Here is a 15597-nt window from a genome sequence, read left to right as displayed (position 1 = left end):
ACTCGCAGCCAGATGGCGCACTGATAAGGGGCGAAGAGTGGCGGCGATAGCTGATGTGCTCGGGATCATCCCCATCCAGCAGCTCGAAATTGCCGTGGCGAATGACCGGGTGAGCCTTACGCAGGGCGATGAGCTGGCGATAGCAGTGAAACGGCGAGTCGGGGCGGGCCAGCTGCTCGGCGGCATTTATCTCGACGTGGTTGGCATTGAGGGCAATCCAGGGCGTGGTGGTGCTGAAACCGGCGTGGGGGCCGCCGTTCCACTGCATCGGGGTACGGGCGTTGTCGCGGCCGATGGCATCGAGCCGCCGACTCAGCTCGGCAGGATCCAGCCCTGACTGGCTGGCGCGGTAGTTGATGGCCTCCACATCGCGCAGCTCGCCCGGCTGCCAGTAGCGGTTCGTCATGGCGAGCTCCTCCCCCTGATAGATGAAGGGGGTGCCCTGCATCATGTGCAGCACCATGGCCCATAGCCTGGCGCTGGTTTCACGCCACTTTGGCCTGTCATCGCCAAAGCGGGAGACGGCGCGGGGCAGGTCGTGATTGCCGAGAAACAGGCTGTTTCAGCCACGCCCGTGCAGCCCTTGCTGGTGGCGGGCCATGGCCCGTTTGAAGGCGAGGGGATCAAAGCGGGATGACCACTTGTCACTGCCGAGCCCCAGATGCTCGAAGTTGAACACCATGCTAAACTCGCTGCCATCCGTGCTGGAGTAGCGTTGCATATGGGCGAGATCGGCCCCCCAGGTCTCCCCCACCGTGATGATCCCCTTGCCGCCGAAGCTCGCGGCATTGAGCTCGCGGATATAGTCGTGCAGGCGCGGGCCGTTGCTCATGGCCAGTCGGTCCCACTCCTTGCTCACCATGTCGATCACATCGAAGCGAAACCCCTTGATCCCTTTGCCCAGCCAGAAGTTGAGCACCTCTGCCATTTCGGCACGCACCGCCGGGTTGTCCCAGTCCAGATCGGCCTGACTGGAATCGAAGTTGTGCAGGTAGTAGCGATCAAGCGTTGGCACATACTGCCAGCCGCAGCCGCCAAAAATCGAGGTGATGGGGTAGGCGTCAACGAAGGCCTGGTCGCGAAACACGTAATAACTCTGATAACGGGGATCCCCGGCCAGTGCCTTCATAAACCACTCGTGCTCGGTGGAGGTGTGGTTGGCGACGATATCCATCATGATGCCGATGCCGTGGGCGGCCGCTTCGGCTATCAGCTGCTCCATCTCGGTCAGGGTGCCGAAGGCGGGGTCGATGGCACGGTAGTCCGCCACGTCATAGCCGTTGTCCCGCTTGGGGGAGCGATAGATGGGGGTGAGCCAGAGCATATCGACCCCGAGGGTAGCCAGATAGTCGAGGCGCTGACGGATGCCGTTGATATCGCCCATGCCGTCGCCATCGCTGTCCTGAAAACTCATGGGGTAGATCTGGTAGATGACGCAGCTATCGAGGTCGATATCGGGCGTGTGAAGGGAGTGCGTATTCATTAGCGTGGCCGGTTGGGGAGGAGGCTTTCCATCTTACGCAGATGAGCGGGCACTCAACAGGGCAGGGGAAACCTTGAAAAGGGTTCCATAGTTGGCTGATTGCCAAAAGTGCGGGAAGGGTCACAAAGGTGCCATCCCGGGCCACGGCTGTGGTCGGGATGACACGGCACTTAGCGTTGATGCTATGCAGGAATACTGGTTATTGAGCAGCCTTGGCCTGCTCGCTGCTCTGCTCCTGCTGGCGCTCTGCCTTCTCTTGCTGGCGTTCCGCTTGTGCTTCCAGCTCCTTGCCGAGGAAGTAGTTCAGGAAGGTGCGGATCACCGCGATGATGGCAAGGCGGATCAGCTCCTCCTTGCTCGGCGCGACAGTGGTGGCCAGGATGTCGGCGGCGAGCTGGAACTCCAGCGCCAAGATGAGCCAACTGCCAAAACAGAGGCGAATGCGCGGAAAGCCGGGTTGGTGATCCCGCACCCGCGCCGCCAGCCAGAGGGTCTTGCCAAGCCCTATCACCACACAGGCGATGGAGATGATCTCCAGCAGCAGCTGGAACAGCTCGACCCCGTGCATCATCCCCTCTTTCAGGCTCGCTATCTCAAACACTCGGGTCACCTCACTGATTCAAAAGAGGACACTATTAACACATCGCTCGGCAAAGGCCAAATTGAAGCCACTTAATGCTTGTGGGTGAAATGAGCTGATGATCTAACGTTGGGCTCCACTTGACCACTTTTTGTATGCACAGCACAATCCTTGCTCTTTCATGTAGTTAAAAGGTGAAGAGGCATTTTCATGACGCAGACGCAGAACCCAGCCATTGGCATTGATCTGGGGACAACCAACAGCGCGATCGCAGTATGGCGTGAGGGCCAGGCTCAACTCATACCCAATGCCCATGGCGAGGATCTGACGCCGTCGATTGTCAGCATTGGTGAGGACAACACCCTGTTGGTGGGTCAGGCTGCTGCTACCCGCCTGCTGACGGACCCGGCCAATACAGCGTCTCACTTCAAGCGTTTTCTGGGTAGTGAGCGGCGTTATCGACTGGGCAAGGAGCAGTACACACCGACCGAGCTCTGTGCATTGGTACTGGGGAGCCTGAAGTCGGATGCCGAGGTGTGGCTCTGCCACCCTGTGCGCGAGGTGGTTATCTCGGTGCCAGCCTACTTTGGCGATCAGCAGCGCAAGCAGGTGCGACTGGCGGCCGAGTTGGCCGGGCTTGATGCGGTGCGCCTTATCAACGAGCCGACGGCAGCCGCCATGGCTTACAGCCTGCATGAGCAGCACAGCCGCCGTTTTCTGGTGTTTGATTTGGGCGGAGGGACCTTCGATGTGACCGTGGTGGAGTATCAGGATGGCATCATGGAGGTGCGAGCCTCGGCGGGAGACAATCGGCTCGGTGGCGAGGACTTTACCCAAGATTTGGTCGATGCGGTACTTGGCAGGCTCAACACCGATCGCGGTGAACTGACGCTCTCCCAACTCGGGCAAGTTTATTTGTCCTGCGAGCGGGCTAAACGTCATCGCAGTGGTAGCGGCCTTGATGTCGAGCTTGGTGCAGAGTGGAACCGGAAATTCAGTTTCTCCGAAAGCGAGCTGACCGAGACCTGGCGCGATACCCTCACCCGGTTACGTAAACCCTTGAGTCAGGCGCTCTCCGATGCGCGCCTGCGTCCCGACGAGGTTGATGAGCTGATCTTTGTCGGTGGAGCGAGCCGCCAGAGCGAGGTGCAACAAATGGCGGTGCGTCTGCTTGGTCGCTTTGGCCGCCACGAGCTGGATCCGGATCGGGTGGTCGCCATGGGAGCTGCTATCCAGGCTGCCTGCCGTTTGCGTGACAGTGCGGTTGAAGAACTCATCATGACAGATGTTTGTCCTTTCACGCTGGGCATCGCCGTCAGCCAGGGTGACCAGCACGGCATCTTTAGTCCCATCCTCGAGCGCAATACAGTTGTACCAGCTTCACGAGTGGAGCGTTACCGCAGTGGCCATGAACAGCAGAGTGCTGTGTGCATCAGCATCTATCAGGGGGAGCGCTTCTGGGTGCGCGACAACCTGCATGTGGACGATCTCGAGATCCCGTTGCCGACCGGCAAGGGCATTCAGGAAGTTGATGTGCGTTTCAGTTATGACATCAACGGCATGCTGGAGGTGGACGTTACCCTGGTGAATTCGGGTGAGCAGTTCCAGAAGGTAATAGACAGAAGTCCGGCTGGCGTGACCGAAGAGGGCAAGCACGAGAGTCGAGAGCGTCTGGCCCGTCTCAAGCAACATCCGCGCGATGCGTTGCCCAATCTGACCCTGAGCGAGCAATTACAGCAACTCTATGAAGAGAGCATCGGTGACGAGCGGCGTCAGATAGAGCAGTGGCTGCTGCAATTTGAACGGGTCCTGGCTGGCCAGGACCCGCAGCTGATCCGCTCATTTCGAGAAGAGATGAACGCTCTGCTCAAGCAGTTGCACTAGTCGAGAATGTCGCTCAGCGACATCCGGCCCTGTTTGTAGAACTCCCTGGGCCAGCCACGGCGCAGTGCGCCCGGCCTTAGCTGACTGCTCATGACTAGGTGGCCGAGCCACAGGGGGATCGCCAGCCAGGCGTTATTGATGTAGAACGCGATGGCTAGCCAGATCAGACTCCAGACCAGATAGTTCCGACTGGTGCGCGGACGTGTCTGGGCCCGGCAGATATGCCACATCAGATAGAGGTTCATGAACAGCATCGCTGCCATATCCAGACCGAGGGAATAATATTCCATCCAGTTGGGGGAGCCGGAGGCGAGGACTTCGCGCAGGGATGGTTCCAGTGGAAACGCGAAGTAGGGCAGGATGGCGGACAATATGCTGACGAACATCAGCTGTGAACCGCTTTGTAGCCTGAAACGCTTTTTAGCGTGTGCCCTGTCATGTTCAAGCTGGGCGTTGAGCTTGTCCTCCAGATAGCTCTGTACCAGAGATCGCACCTCCTGCTGGGCTGGCGTGAGGCCATCCTGTTGCTTATAAAGCGGGTCTAGTTGACGGGCCTGAAAGCCATTTTTGCCAAAATCATGAGCCAGCATGGCCAGGGCATAACAAACGGGATAGACAAACCTGGCTGCCGCTTCGTTCGGGCGGTATTTCTCAAGTTCTTCCAGCGTGGTGATATTGTCAGGGTCCTGTTGCAGGTAAGCGTAAATTAGTGACTCTTCGGCATAGGGGTAGACTTCCAATGCTAATCCCTGTGCCTGGCGCAGTTTTTCGAGCCGTTCGCGCAGTGGCGTCAAAATATAGCCATAGGACTCATTGCTTGCCTTGTGGCTGAGCAGCAGGTTCCACAGCACAATGGTGCAGGCCAGATCCGGTTCGTTATCCAGTCGTCGATCGATCAGGGCTGCCAGTGCGGGTAGTTCGTTCAAGCGGGCTCGTTCGAAAAGCACCTCGTCGCTGACATCAGAGTGTTTAAGAAGTTCTGCCTGGTTGCGCAGTTCCAGCGACAACACGTACTGCTGCGGCCAGCGGGCGCAGGCGTCCATGATGGCAGCTTGGTATAGGGTGGGTTGGGCACAGAGACGCAGGAGGGTGGAGAGCGGTGTGTCCTCCTGACTGGTTGGCAGTGAGCCCACCGACTGGCGAATGGCGTCGAGATGCTGTTTCGGCGTCCAGGGTCTGGCATAGTAGAACTGCGCCCAGCGAAAACAGCCTGGCCAGCTCTCGCCATGCCAGGCATCAGCGAGCGCCGTATCGCTATAGAAGCGTTGATGAGAGAGACGAGCGCCCAGATGCATCCCCAGCATCATCCGCTCATCCCATCCTTCATTGCTTGCGCGCTGGGCGATTGCTTTGAACCAGGAGTCAGGCAGCAGCGGATAGCGGCGCAGGCAATCGAGCCACTGCTCCGGCGTGGCGCAGGCAATCTGCTCGGCACTGGGGGGCGCGATACTCAGCCAGTCATCGCTGCCATAGCGGGCAAGCAGTGCGTCAAGCAGGGGCAGTGCTGGCCGCTCGGCCAGTTTGCGGCGAGCGTGGCGTTGCAGCAGGTGTGCGAGGTACCGCCAGCCGCCCTCGGCCTCGGCCAGCTCGGGTTGTGTCAGTGCTGCTTCCAGTGCCTGCCAGGTGCCATATTCGCTGTGCCACCAGAGGCGTGCCAGGGCACCACGTGTGCCGGGTAGCGCGTCCAGCGCCAGGGCGGTGAGCGGCATATTGTCAAACCCCAGCATCTGGTCGTGCAGCCACTCTTCCACCGGGTCCGGCTGCTGCCAGGGCAGCATCAGCCACTGGGGTTCCCAATAGGCGCTGCGTGAGGTTGGCCACTTCTGGGCTGTGGCGAATGCCTGTAGCCAGCGGGACAGCTCCTGATCGCTGTCTAGATGCCACTGGATAAGGTGATTGGCGAGCAGCGCCTCGTATTCCTGCTCTTCCAGTGCCTCGGCGACCTGCATCACCAGCTGTTCCTTGCCGCAGCGCAGGCTGGCGTCGGAGAGCAGGTGCCAGTCATCTTCACTGAGGTGATCCTGCTCCAGCAGAGCAAGTGTGAGCGCAAGACGGTGGGTGGGATCACCGTGAGTACCGGCGGCATGGAGCGCGCGCAACTGCAGCCGAAGCAGGTCCGGGTGGTCACCGACGATGGGGAGGGCTGAGTGATAGATGAGCCCTAACACGCTATTGCGATCACCTGCCTCGAGCGATAGCAGCAGTGGCTGATAGAAGGCCAACACTGCGCGCTGACGGGCATGATCAAGGGTGGCAAGCCACTTCAGAGGGGCTGCCAGCGGCGTCTGACGCCACCAGTCGAGAAATTCCCCCTTCTTTTGCATGTCCCCGGAAAGGCGAAGCAGTGACGCCCAGTCGAGCGCTTGCCAGAGACGCTCGATCACCGGTGCTGGCAACCATTGCCATTGAAAGATGTGTTGCAGCACTTCGTCCGACAGCCGGCTCTGCTGAACCAGCGAAAGTGACTGCAGTGATGTTTGCCACTTATCCCATTCAGTCATTACAAATCGCCGGCTGGCATCGCAAAGCAGTTCAAGCAGGGCGGTCAGTTCAGCGGCGTCGGCCGGACGAACCAGCTCGGTCTGTGGCTTCGAGGCGTCACTCATGGTTGGACGCGGCTGGCTGGCCTCTTCATAAGCCTCACGCAGCAGGCGGAAGCCTTCGGGATCGTCTTCCGGGTGGCAGTCACGCAATTTGATATGGTAGGCGCGCTTGATAGCGGCCAGATCGTTGGTCTCTTGAAGACCGAGACGTTGCCAGATGTCCATGTTTTATTCCTGCGGATCGCTGTTGAAGAGGTCAATGAGGCTTTGGGGCTGATCTATGTCGGGTAGGGGGACCTCGTACCAGCTCTGTCCGTGGATCGGGTTCTCCTTATCCCTGAGCGCATCGGCCAGCATTGTCCTCATCTCCCTGGCAATCCAGCCGTGTAGCAGAGCCTGGGCGGCTTGCTCCGGCTCCCCCTCTTCATGACTGAATTTCCATAGGCAGCGGCCGGCATACCAGGCTTGGGTGTACTGTTCCCAGGAGTGGTAACGCCGACGAGCCTGGTGGGCGAGATGGTTGTGGATAAAGCCGAACTCCTCCTCGCTGACCCAGCCAAAACGCAGCCCCTCCCGGGTGAGGTACGAGGCGCGCCCATAGTCCCATGCCTGCACACCATGGGGGCCGATATAGGGGGCGGTACGAGCCACGAAGTCGAGTGAGGCGCGGTGACGCGGCGAGGTTGCGCGCTCTCGCATGGTTTGCCACTGGCTCGGTTGCAGGCAGTGAAAGGCGCCGTATTCCTCGAGCATGAGATGCCCGTGGCAGTCGCCAAAGGCCAGCTGACGAACCTGCCGGTGCAAGTCGAGGCGATTCTCAATGCCCCAGTCGTCGGCGAGTGCATTCCTCTCCTCCAGGCCATCTCGCAGGGAGGTGGGTTTGAGATACTCGCGCCACTCGGTCTGGAAGGCGATCTGTGGGGAGGTTAAAGTCAGCCACCATCGTTCGTGTGGGGCAAGATTGGTACTATCTAACATGGGGCTCACCAAGGGTGCGTTTGAGTCAGCTGGCAACTATAAAGGCGTGCGAAAATGGATGCAATTGATCCTCTGTTACTGGTTACGCAACCAGTCGGAGAGTTGTTCAATGAGCTGACGCGCCGCGGGGCTGACTCCGGCCAGTTGGAAGAAGCCGTGTATAACCCCCAGTTGCCGCTGACAGGTAGCCGTGACACCGACTTGCAGCAGTTTGCGATAGAAGGCTTCCCCCTCATCGCGCAGCGGATCATATTCCGCCGTTACGATATGGGTCGGCGGCAATCCTGACAGGTCCGGATGGTGGAGAGGGCTGGCTTCGGTGTGAGTGACGGGCTGCTCCCCCAGATAGGCGTGAAAACCGCTTAACAGCATGTCGCGGGTGATGAGGTAGTCATCCCCTAGCTGTCGATAGCTGTCACTGTCGCCCGCAGCATCGAGCATCGGATAGATGAGCAGTTGGACGGCAGGCAAGGGGGCGCCTCGCTCCTTGAGTCGCAAGGTGGTGATCAGGGCTAGGTGGCCGCCGGCACTGTCGCCCGCAAGGGCAATCCTTGCCGGATCCCCATGCCATTTCTCCACATTGGCCATGATGGCGAGCGTGGCTGCCAGTGCGTCGTCGTGTGCTGCAGGATAGGTGTGTTCAGGGGCAAGGCGGGTATGTACCGCGAACACCAGTGCCTCGGCGCGATTACACAGCATGCGCATCTGGCGGTCGTGGGTGTCGAACTCGCCACTGACAAAACAGCCGCCATGAAAGTAGATCAGGGCCGGACGGTTTGCGCTTGAGGTGGGCGCCGGCTGATAGAGGCGAATGGAATAATGGCCATGTTGCCACTCTTCGACAGCGCCAACCTCCTCCCGTTCACCGCCCAATATGGCCGAAGCAAGATAGCCTTCACGTCGTGCCTGCCAGCTCAGGCTACTCGCCTTGGGGCGGCCTGCAGCGATGAACTCCGCCACCATGGCCGCAATGGCCGGTTCAAGTTGTGTTTCCATAACGCACCAATGACTGTATATAAAAACAGTTATTTTGCGCTTTAAGCCAGAGAGCGCAACCGGCGTTAGCTGAGGCAGCTCACAAAATCAGGCTTCAATCAGCTGGAATTCAATTACATAGAGCGGCGGCAGATCGGGGTAGATATCGCGGATCACCTGTTTGAGCTCAGGTAGGGTCATATTCTCCTGACGGGCGTGCTCGTCATTCAGTTCATCGAAGGCCACTGCGTTGACGGAGAGCACCTCTATGGTGCCAAAGGGCTGATGCTCTGGGTTGGTAAACAGCGCCAGCCGTTGGCCGGGCTGCCAGTTGGCTTCGCTCTCGTCGCGGATGGTGATGGTCTTGCGGCCCACCTGAATATCGGCAACGAAGCGGCTGAAGAAGGTGAATTCGGGATAGGAATGAGCAGACATGGTGACTCCTGACTGGGTGAATCGAAATGAGGTGAATGGAAATCAAAGATCGAGATAGGCGCGCAGCCTGGCCAGATCGGCGATAACGGGGCCGTCACTGCTGTCGGCAATTATGCCCTGTTCGACCAGCTCCTTGAGGGCGCGGCGGTAAACCCGCTCGGTGGTGCCGAAGCGCGCCGCCTCATGGGCCCGCTTGCGCGATCCCAGCATCGGAGTGCGCTGGCGCTCACGCCATAGCTCATAGGCGATGTTGTAGGCGATGGGGTGCAGCAGCCGGCTGGTGGTGATCTCCAGGGTATCGAGATAGTCGCTGGCCAGTGCAGCGGCGAAAAAGAGGGTCAACTCGGGTTCTGCCAGCAGGCGCTGGGCCAGCTTGTGGGCGCAGATGACCCGGGCATCCAGCTCGGTCTCGGCCACCACGTTCCACTGCACCGGAGTGGCGCTGAAGAACTCCATCTCACCGAAGATCTGGCTGTGGCACTCAATTTCGCCAAGCTGGAAGATGCGGCCCGAGTGGACGGCGCTATTGAGGGAGACCCGGCCATGTTCGACCAGATAGAGCTGCTCGCTCTGCTCCCCCTGCCGCATTATCAATTCGCCCGGCAGGTAACGGCGCAGAAACAGGGTGCAGGCGTCGAGCGCCGCGGCAAAGCGGGGTTCAAGCTGCTGGAGTTCGGCGTGAAAACGGCCGAGGGGGTAGGGCTGTTGCTGCATGACTTGCCTGTCGCACCGGATGACGAGGGCCATGAGGCTAGCAAGAGTGCGGGCAGGATACCAGCCCGCACGGTAGCGGATGTGCCGCAGTTAACGGTTTGCGCTTTATTGCACCAGAGCGTGGAGGGCGGCCGCGATGGCTTGCTGCTCACCGGCCATCATCGCCTGTTCGGCGCTGGCGTAATCCGCCACCCCTTGTTGCACATCCTGCTCGAACAGTACCACGTTGCAGAGCACGGCGGCGACCCGCACCTTGCGCAGGCGACCCACGGTCAGCAGGGAGGCGGTCTCCATGTCAGCGCCGAGCACGCCACGGGCATGCCAGTAGCGGCACACCTCCTGCTCGTCATCCCGATAGAAGCTGTCGTGGGAGCGTACCAGCCCGTGCCAATGAGGCTGGCTGCCGGTCGCTAAATGGTTGAGCAAGGCGGCCTGCAGCCAGATATCGGCGCAGGCGGGGTACTCGGCGGGCAGATAGGCCTGCGAGGCGCCCTCATTGCGTACCGCCCCTTCCACCACGATAAGGTCGCCAAGGCCGATGTCGTGCTGCAGGGCCCCGGCGGAGCCGACCCGAATGAGCGAGCGGGCACCGGCTTGCACCAGCTCCTCCAGCGCGATGATGGCCGAGGCGCCACCGATGCCGGTGCTGCAAACCGTGATGGGCAGCCCTTGATAGCGGCCGTTGGTGAGGCGAAACTCCCGGTTTTGCCCCAGCACTTCACACTGTTCGAGCTGGCTGGCGATGCGATCGACCCGGGCCGGGTCGCCGCACAGTACCACCCGCTCGGCAATCTGGTCGGGGCGGCACTGGAGATGGGGTAACAGACTCATGGCTTACAGACCTTGTGGCTGGCGCTTTGCGGCAATCACCCAGAGGCGAGTGCCGTTGGCGGCGATAAACAGCAGGATCAGGTACTCCAGCGACATGGCGTAGACGCCCTGCGCGGCATAGACACCGATGCTGATGATGTTGATGACGACCCAGAGGATCCAGTTCTCCACGTATTTGCGGGTCATCAGGATCTGGGCGACGACCGAGAGCACCGTCATGCTGGCATCCCAGAACGGGAAGGCATCGGGGGAGGGCTCGGGGATGGCAAGGTTGGCACCAAACAGGTTGAGCAGGGAGACTGAGGTGCGTGCCAGGGTGGCGAAGACCGGGTCGATATAGCGGGTCAGCAGAGCGATGGCCAGCACGCTCACGGCGGCGGTCACCATCAGTTTGGATTTGCTGAGCCAGCGGATCTGCAGGGTATCCCCCTGATCGTTGGCCGGGCGGGTCCAGGCGTACCAGCCGTAGACGTTGGCGCAGAAGAAGAACAGCTGCAGCATCAACAGTCCGTAGAGCTGGATCTGGAAGAAGATGATGGCAAACAGGCTGACGTTGATCAGGCCAAACAGGTAGTTGATGGTTTTCTCCTGACTGGCGAACCAGATACAGGCCAGACCAAACAGGGTGCCGATGGCTTCAATCCATGACATGGCATAGCCGCCACCCAGCGGTATGGTCACTAGCGTGTTATTGATGCTGAACAGCTCGAATATGCTCATTTTCTGATCCTTGGGCATGAGGGTTAGTATGCGAGGGCGCCATTCTAAGGGGTGAGGGGGAGGAGGGGCAGGACTTTTGTCCGCCCCGGGCTTGGCCCATATCAAAGAAATCGCCGCTGCTGCCCGGTTATTCCAGCAGTGATGGGTTATGGGGCCCCGGCGGGCCGGACTTTATTGATATGTAGCAAGATGATAGCGCCGTGGCTGTGGTCTGATAGAGTCCACTCTCCGGGAGGAGAATCACGTGATAAAAGGAGGTTGCATTGAATTCCGAGCTTGTCTGGGTGCTCTGTCTGCTGGCTGGCGCCATCTATCTCTTCATGACCAACAAGGTGCGCATGGATGTGGTCGCCCTGTTGATCATTATCCTCTTTGTGCTGAGCGGCACCCTCACCCTGCCGGAGGCGCTGGCGGGCTTTAGCGATCCCAACGTTATCCTGATTGCCGCCCTGTTTGTGGTGGGTGAGGGGCTGGTGCGCACCGGCATCGCCTATCAGGTGGGGGATGCATTGGTGAAGGTGGCGGGTAGCAGCGAGACCAAGCTGCTGGTGTTGCTGATGGTAGCGGTGGCGAGTCTGGGGGCTGTGATGAGCAGCACCGGAGTGGTGGCCATCTTTATCCCGGTGGTGCTGAGCGTGGCGAACCGGATGGGGATCCCGGCCGGTCGCCTGATGATGCCCCTCGGTTTTGCCGGGCTGATCAGCGGCATGATGACGCTGGTGGCCACGCCCCCCAACATGGTGGTCAACAGTGAGCTGATGCGCCACGGCATTCACGGCTTCGGGTTCTTCGATTTCACCCCGATGGGCGTGCTGATCCTGGGGCTGGGCATCCTCTACATGCTGCTGGTGCGCGGCTCCATGGTGGGCGAAGGGGAAGAGGGCAAGGGCAAGCCGACCGGGCGCCGCACCCTGCGAGATCTCATTCGAGACTATCGATTGGCCGGTCGGGCCCGTCGTCTGGCGCTGCGGCCGGACTCCCCGCTGATTGGCCATACCCTGGATGAGCTGCAACTGCGTGCCCGTTATGGTGCCCACGTCATCGGGGTGGAGCGCTGGCGCAAGTTTCGCCGGGTGATGGTGCCAGTGTCCGGGATCAGTGAGTTCCAGGCCAAGGATGTTCTGCTGATCGACATGTCAGACCCCGAGGTGGATGTGCGGGCGTTTTGCAGCGAAGCGCGGCTCGAACCCATGATCCTGCGCGGGGAGTACTTCTCCGATCAGGCGCGGGAGGTGGGGATGGCCGAGGTGTCGCTGATCCCTGAGTCCAAGCTGCTGGGTAAAAGCGTGCGTGAGGTGACCTTCCGCTCCAGCTATGGTCTGAGCGTGGTGGGGCTGCGCCGCGACGGTGAAGCGCTGGCAGGCAAGCTGGTGGACGAGCCGCTGCAGATGGGGGATACCCTGCTGGTGGTAGGAAACTGGAGCCACATCAGACAGTTGCAGACCCATAGCCGCGACTTTCTGCTGATGGGGTTGCCCGCTGAAGTGGACGAGATGGCCCTCGCCCGCAGCCAGGCCATTCATGCCCTCTTCTGTCTTGGAGTAATGATCCTGCTGATGGTGACCGATCCGGTGCCCAACGTGATTGCCGCGCTGATCGCCTGTCTGCTGATGGGCAAGTTTCGCTGCATCGATATGGAGAGTGCCTACAAGTCGATCCACTGGCCGACCCTGATCCTCATCGTCGGCATGCTCCCCTTCGCGCTGGCGCTGCAAAAAACCGGCGGGGTGGATCTGATCGTCGGTGGCCTGATCAATGCGGTAGGGGAGATGGGGCCGCGGGTCATGCTGGCCAGCCTGTTTGCCCTCTGCGCGGTGATCGGGCTCTTTATCTCCAACACCGCCACCGCAGTGCTGATGGCGCCCATTGCGCTGGGCACGGCCCAGCAGATGGGGGTATCGCCCTATCCGTTTGCCATGACCATTGCCATCGCCGCCTCGGCCGCTTTTATGACGCCGGTCTCGTCACCGGTCAATACCCTGGTACTGGGGCCGGGCAACTACAAGTTTGCCGATTTTATCCGTATCGGGGTGCCCTTCACCTTGTTGGTGATGGCGGTGAGCGTGGTAGCGATCCCCTGGTTCTTCCCGTTCTGATAACCGGGATGATGAATGTGTGCACCAGCGGCCTGCGGGCCGCTTTTTTATGGCCGGGAGACAAGAGTGGCAAGGCGTGATCGGAATCAGTGAAGAGGGACGTGAACGTGAATTAACGTGGCGCTGGGTTAATAGAGGAGCGAGAGAAAAACTGGGGAGAGGCAAATTTCAGATACAAAAAAACCAGCGTGAGCTGGTCTGTTTGGTACTGCTATTAATGGTGCGGAAGGAGAGACTCGAACTCTCACGCCTAGGGCGCCAGAACCTAAATCTGGTGCGTCTACCAATTTCGCCACTTCCGCAATATTAATGGTGGCTATGACGGGATTCGAACCTGTGACCCCCGCATTATGAGTGCGATGCTCTAACCAACTGAGCTACATAGCCGTTTGTTATCTACCACAGATGTGGAAGAGAACAGAAAAATGGCTGGGGTACTAGGATTCGAACCTAGGGATGGCGAGATCAAAACCCGCTGCCTTACCGCTTGGCGATACCCCAACAGAAATAATGGTGGCTATGACGGGATTCGAACCTGTGACCCCCGCATTATGAGTGCGATGCTCTAACCAACTGAGCTACATAGCCGTTTGTTATCAACCACTGATGTGGAAGAGAACAGAAATATGGCTGGGGTACTAGGATTCGAACCTAGGGATGGCGAGATCAAAACCCGCTGCCTTACCGCTTGGCGATACCCCAACAGCGCTCCTCAACAGTCATGAGACTGGCAAAGAACTTTTAAAAATGGCTGGGGTACTAGGATTCGAACCTAGGGATGGCGAGATCAAAACCCGCTGCCTTACCGCTTGGCGATACCCCAACAGCGTTCCTCAACAGTCGCGAGACTGGCAAAGAACTTTTAAAAATGGCTGGGGTACTAGGATTCGAACCTAGGGATGGCGAGATCAAAACCCGCTGCCTTACCGCTTGGCGATACCCCAACTAGAGATGGTGGCTATGACGGGATTCGAACCTGTGACCCCCGCATTATGAGTGCGATGCTCTAACCAACTGAGCTACATAGCCAACCTTGCTTCCGATGAGTCGTTACCTCGTCACCGTGCGGGCCGAATTATGCGTATCTGGCTCTGGGGCGTCAACCCTTTTTTTGCCAGAAAAACGCAATTTGAGTGCGTTTGACCAGTTATTGGTCTCTGTTGCGCAAAAGCCCAACAATCTGCTTTTTTTTAAGACATTGCCATGATTGCCCGGGCAATGGCAGATAAAAAACAGGCCAGCAAATGCTGGCCTGTCATGGGATTAGACGTTGAACAGGAAATTCATGATATCGCCATCTTTGACGATGTAATCTTTCCCTTCAGCGCGCATCTTGCCCGCTTCCTTGGCGCCTTGCTCACCCTTGTAGTTGATAAAGTCTTCAAAGGCGATGGTTTGGGCGCGAATAAAGCCTTTTTCAAAGTCAGTGTGGATCTTGCCAGCCGCTTGCGGGGCAGTGGCACCGACCGGAATAGTCCAGGCGCGTACCTCTTTCACACCGGCGGTGAAGTAGGTCTGCAGGTTGAGCAGCTGGTAGCCGGAGCGGATAACGCGGTTCAGGCCCGGCTCTTCGATGCCCAGGTCAGCCATGAACTCGGCGCGATCTTCATCGTCCAGTTCGGCGATGTCGGCTTCGATGGCGCAGCAGACCACGACCACGACCGCGTTCTCAGCGGCGGCGATTTCACGCACCTTGTCCAGATAGGGATTGTTCTCGAAGCCATCTTCCGCCACGTTGGCGATATACATGGTAGGTTTGAGGGTCAGGAAGTTGAGGTAGCTCACGGCGGCCAGCTCTTCCTTATCCAGCTTCATGCCGCGGATCATCTGGCCGTTTTCCAGCGCGACCTTGATCTTCTCCAGGGTTTCGACTTCCAGCTTGGCATCCTTGTCGCCGCCCTTGGCGCGCTTGGACTGGCGGTGAATGGCGCGCTCACAGGCGTCCAGATCCGACAGGGCCAGCTCGGTGTTGATCACTTCGATGTCGTCGGCAGGGGAGACCTTGCCGGCAACGTGGATGATGTTTTCGTCGTCGAAGCAGCGCACAACGTGGCCGATTGCTTCGGTTTCACGGATGTTGGCCAGGAACTGGTTGCCCAGACCTTCACCCTTGGAGGCACCGGCAACCAGACCGGCGATGTCGACGAATTCCATGGTGGTCGGCACAACGCGCTGCGGATTGATGATGGCAGCCAGCTGATCGAGGCGAGGATCCGGCATCGGCACCACACCAGTGTTCGGCTCGATGGTGCAGAACGGGAAGTTGGCGGCTTCGATACCGGCCTTTGTCAGCGCGTTGAACAGGGTGGATTTACCTACATTGGGCAGGCCCACGATACCGCATTTAAAACCCATGGA

Annotated in this window: 11 protein-coding genes, 8 tRNA genes and 1 pseudogene; 2 read left to right on the top strand and 18 right to left on the bottom strand. The window is 59.3% G+C overall.

The genetic code is table 11. The features are described from left to right. Positions 1–1483 (bottom strand): annotated as a pseudogene (locus VF684_RS18055) (alpha-glucosidase); the annotation flags it as partial. A 199-nt stretch (positions 1484–1682) separates the two neighbouring features. Then, a complete protein-coding gene (locus VF684_RS18050) occupies positions 1683–2084 on the bottom strand; it encodes a DUF1622 domain-containing protein (RefSeq protein ID WP_162516159.1) in 402 nt (133 codons plus the stop codon). Between the two features lie 189 nt (positions 2085–2273). On the opposite strand from VF684_RS18050, the gene VF684_RS18045 reads away from it, so the two are divergent. Continuing rightward, positions 2274–3947, top strand: a complete 1674-nt coding sequence (locus tag VF684_RS18045; RefSeq protein WP_107683605.1) for an Hsp70 family protein — start codon at positions 2274–2276, stop codon at positions 3945–3947. Here VF684_RS18045 and VF684_RS18040 read toward each other — a convergent pair. The 7 genes from VF684_RS18040 to pnuC all read right to left on the bottom strand — a co-directional run bounded on the left by VF684_RS18040 (position 3944) and on the right by pnuC (position 11143). Then, positions 3944–6715 (bottom strand): J domain-containing protein, encoded by a 2772-nt coding sequence (locus VF684_RS18040; protein WP_139442060.1) that lies wholly within the window; start codon positions 6713–6715, stop codon positions 3944–3946. The two genes, VF684_RS18045 and VF684_RS18040, sit on opposite strands and share 4 nt — an antisense overlap. A 3-nt stretch (positions 6716–6718) precedes the next feature. Continuing rightward, on the bottom strand, positions 6719–7468 hold the full coding sequence (locus VF684_RS18035) for a DUF1266 domain-containing protein (RefSeq protein WP_076491287.1): 750 nt from the start codon (positions 7466–7468) through the stop codon (positions 6719–6721). A gap of 75 nt (positions 7469–7543) precedes the next feature. Further along, positions 7544–8464: an alpha/beta hydrolase gene (locus tag VF684_RS18030; protein ID WP_139442059.1), complete on the bottom strand. Its 921-nt coding sequence runs from the start codon at positions 8462–8464 to the stop codon at positions 7544–7546. Positions 8465–8551: 87 nt separating this feature from the next. Continuing rightward, positions 8552–8878: a N(4)-acetylcytidine aminohydrolase gene (gene yqfB, locus VF684_RS18025; protein WP_139442058.1), complete on the bottom strand. Its 327-nt coding sequence runs from the start codon at positions 8876–8878 to the stop codon at positions 8552–8554. Positions 8879–8920: 42 nt separating this feature from the next. Beyond that, positions 8921–9592, bottom strand: a complete 672-nt coding sequence (locus VF684_RS18020; protein ID WP_139442057.1) for a Crp/Fnr family transcriptional regulator — start codon at positions 9590–9592, stop codon at positions 8921–8923. Positions 9593–9697: 105 nt separating this feature from the next. Further along, positions 9698–10423, bottom strand: coding sequence for a nucleoside phosphorylase (locus VF684_RS18015; protein WP_139442056.1), 726 nt, complete (start codon positions 10421–10423; stop codon positions 9698–9700). Positions 10424–10426: 3 nt separating this feature from the next. Then, entirely contained in the window at positions 10427–11143 is a 717-nt protein-coding gene (gene pnuC, locus VF684_RS18010; RefSeq protein ID WP_040066934.1) for a nicotinamide riboside transporter PnuC, read from the bottom strand. A gap of 263 nt (positions 11144–11406) precedes the next feature. Here pnuC and VF684_RS18005 point away from each other — a divergent pair, with 263 nt between their 5' ends. Beyond that, entirely contained in the window at positions 11407–13239 is a 1833-nt protein-coding gene (locus VF684_RS18005; RefSeq protein WP_204381610.1) for an SLC13 family permease, read from the top strand. 218 nt (positions 13240–13457) lie between these two features. Here VF684_RS18005 and VF684_RS18000 read toward each other — a convergent pair. The 9 genes from VF684_RS18000 to ychF all read right to left on the bottom strand — a co-directional run bounded on the left by VF684_RS18000 (position 13458) and on the right by ychF (position 15594). Further along, positions 13458–13541, bottom strand: a tRNA-Leu gene (locus VF684_RS18000). Positions 13542–13549: 8 nt separating this feature from the next. Beyond that, positions 13550–13626 (bottom strand) — tRNA-Met (locus tag VF684_RS17995). 39 nt (positions 13627–13665) lie between these two features. After that, positions 13666–13740: transfer RNA gene (locus VF684_RS17990), tRNA-Gln, on the bottom strand. 10 nt (positions 13741–13750) lie between these two features. Then, positions 13751–13827 (bottom strand) — tRNA-Met (locus VF684_RS17985). Positions 13828–13866: 39 nt separating this feature from the next. Then, a tRNA-Gln gene (locus tag VF684_RS17980) sits at positions 13867–13941 on the bottom strand. 46 nt (positions 13942–13987) lie between these two features. Continuing rightward, a tRNA-Gln gene (locus tag VF684_RS17975) sits at positions 13988–14062 on the bottom strand. Between the two features lie 46 nt (positions 14063–14108). Then, positions 14109–14183 (bottom strand) — tRNA-Gln (locus VF684_RS17970). Between the two features lie 8 nt (positions 14184–14191). Then, positions 14192–14268, bottom strand: a tRNA-Met gene (locus VF684_RS17965). Positions 14269–14502: 234 nt separating this feature from the next. Continuing rightward, positions 14503–15594, bottom strand: a complete 1092-nt coding sequence (ychF, locus tag VF684_RS17960) for a redox-regulated ATPase YchF (protein ID WP_139440410.1) — start codon at positions 15592–15594, stop codon at positions 14503–14505. Positions 15595–15597 lie beyond the last annotated feature (3 nt).

The organism is Aeromonas sp. Lyrl_2 (genome assembly GCF_051948815.1).
GTDB classification, from domain to species: domain Bacteria; phylum Pseudomonadota; class Gammaproteobacteria; order Enterobacterales; family Aeromonadaceae; genus Aeromonas; species Aeromonas veronii.
The sequence above is the reverse complement of the archived record's forward strand: the minus strand, read 5'-3'. Positions and strand labels throughout refer to the sequence as shown.

What these genes read in the sequence shown, in the direction of transcription:
- VF684_RS18045 (WP_107683605.1), top strand. Translation starts at nt 2,274, where the DNA reads ATGACGCAGACGCAGAACCCAGCCATTGGCATTGATCTGGGGACAACC.
- VF684_RS18040 (WP_139442060.1), bottom strand. Translation starts at nt 6,715, where the DNA reads ATGGACATCTGGCAACGTCTCGGTCTTCAAGAGACCAACGATCTGGCC.
- VF684_RS18035 (WP_076491287.1), bottom strand. Translation starts at nt 7,468, where the DNA reads ATGTTAGATAGTACCAATCTTGCCCCACACGAACGATGGTGGCTGACT.
- VF684_RS18030 (WP_139442059.1), bottom strand. Translation starts at nt 8,464, where the DNA reads ATGGAAACACAACTTGAACCGGCCATTGCGGCCATGGTGGCGGAGTTC.
- yqfB (WP_139442058.1), bottom strand. Translation starts at nt 8,878, where the DNA reads ATGTCTGCTCATTCCTATCCCGAATTCACCTTCTTCAGCCGCTTCGTT.
- VF684_RS18020 (WP_139442057.1), bottom strand. Translation starts at nt 9,592, where the DNA reads ATGCAGCAACAGCCCTACCCCCTCGGCCGTTTTCACGCCGAACTCCAG.
- VF684_RS18015 (WP_139442056.1), bottom strand. Translation starts at nt 10,423, where the DNA reads ATGAGTCTGTTACCCCATCTCCAGTGCCGCCCCGACCAGATTGCCGAG.
- pnuC (WP_040066934.1), bottom strand. Translation starts at nt 11,143, where the DNA reads ATGAGCATATTCGAGCTGTTCAGCATCAATAACACGCTAGTGACCATA.
- ychF (WP_139440410.1), bottom strand. Translation starts at nt 15,594, where the DNA reads ATGGGTTTTAAATGCGGTATCGTGGGCCTGCCCAATGTAGGTAAATCC.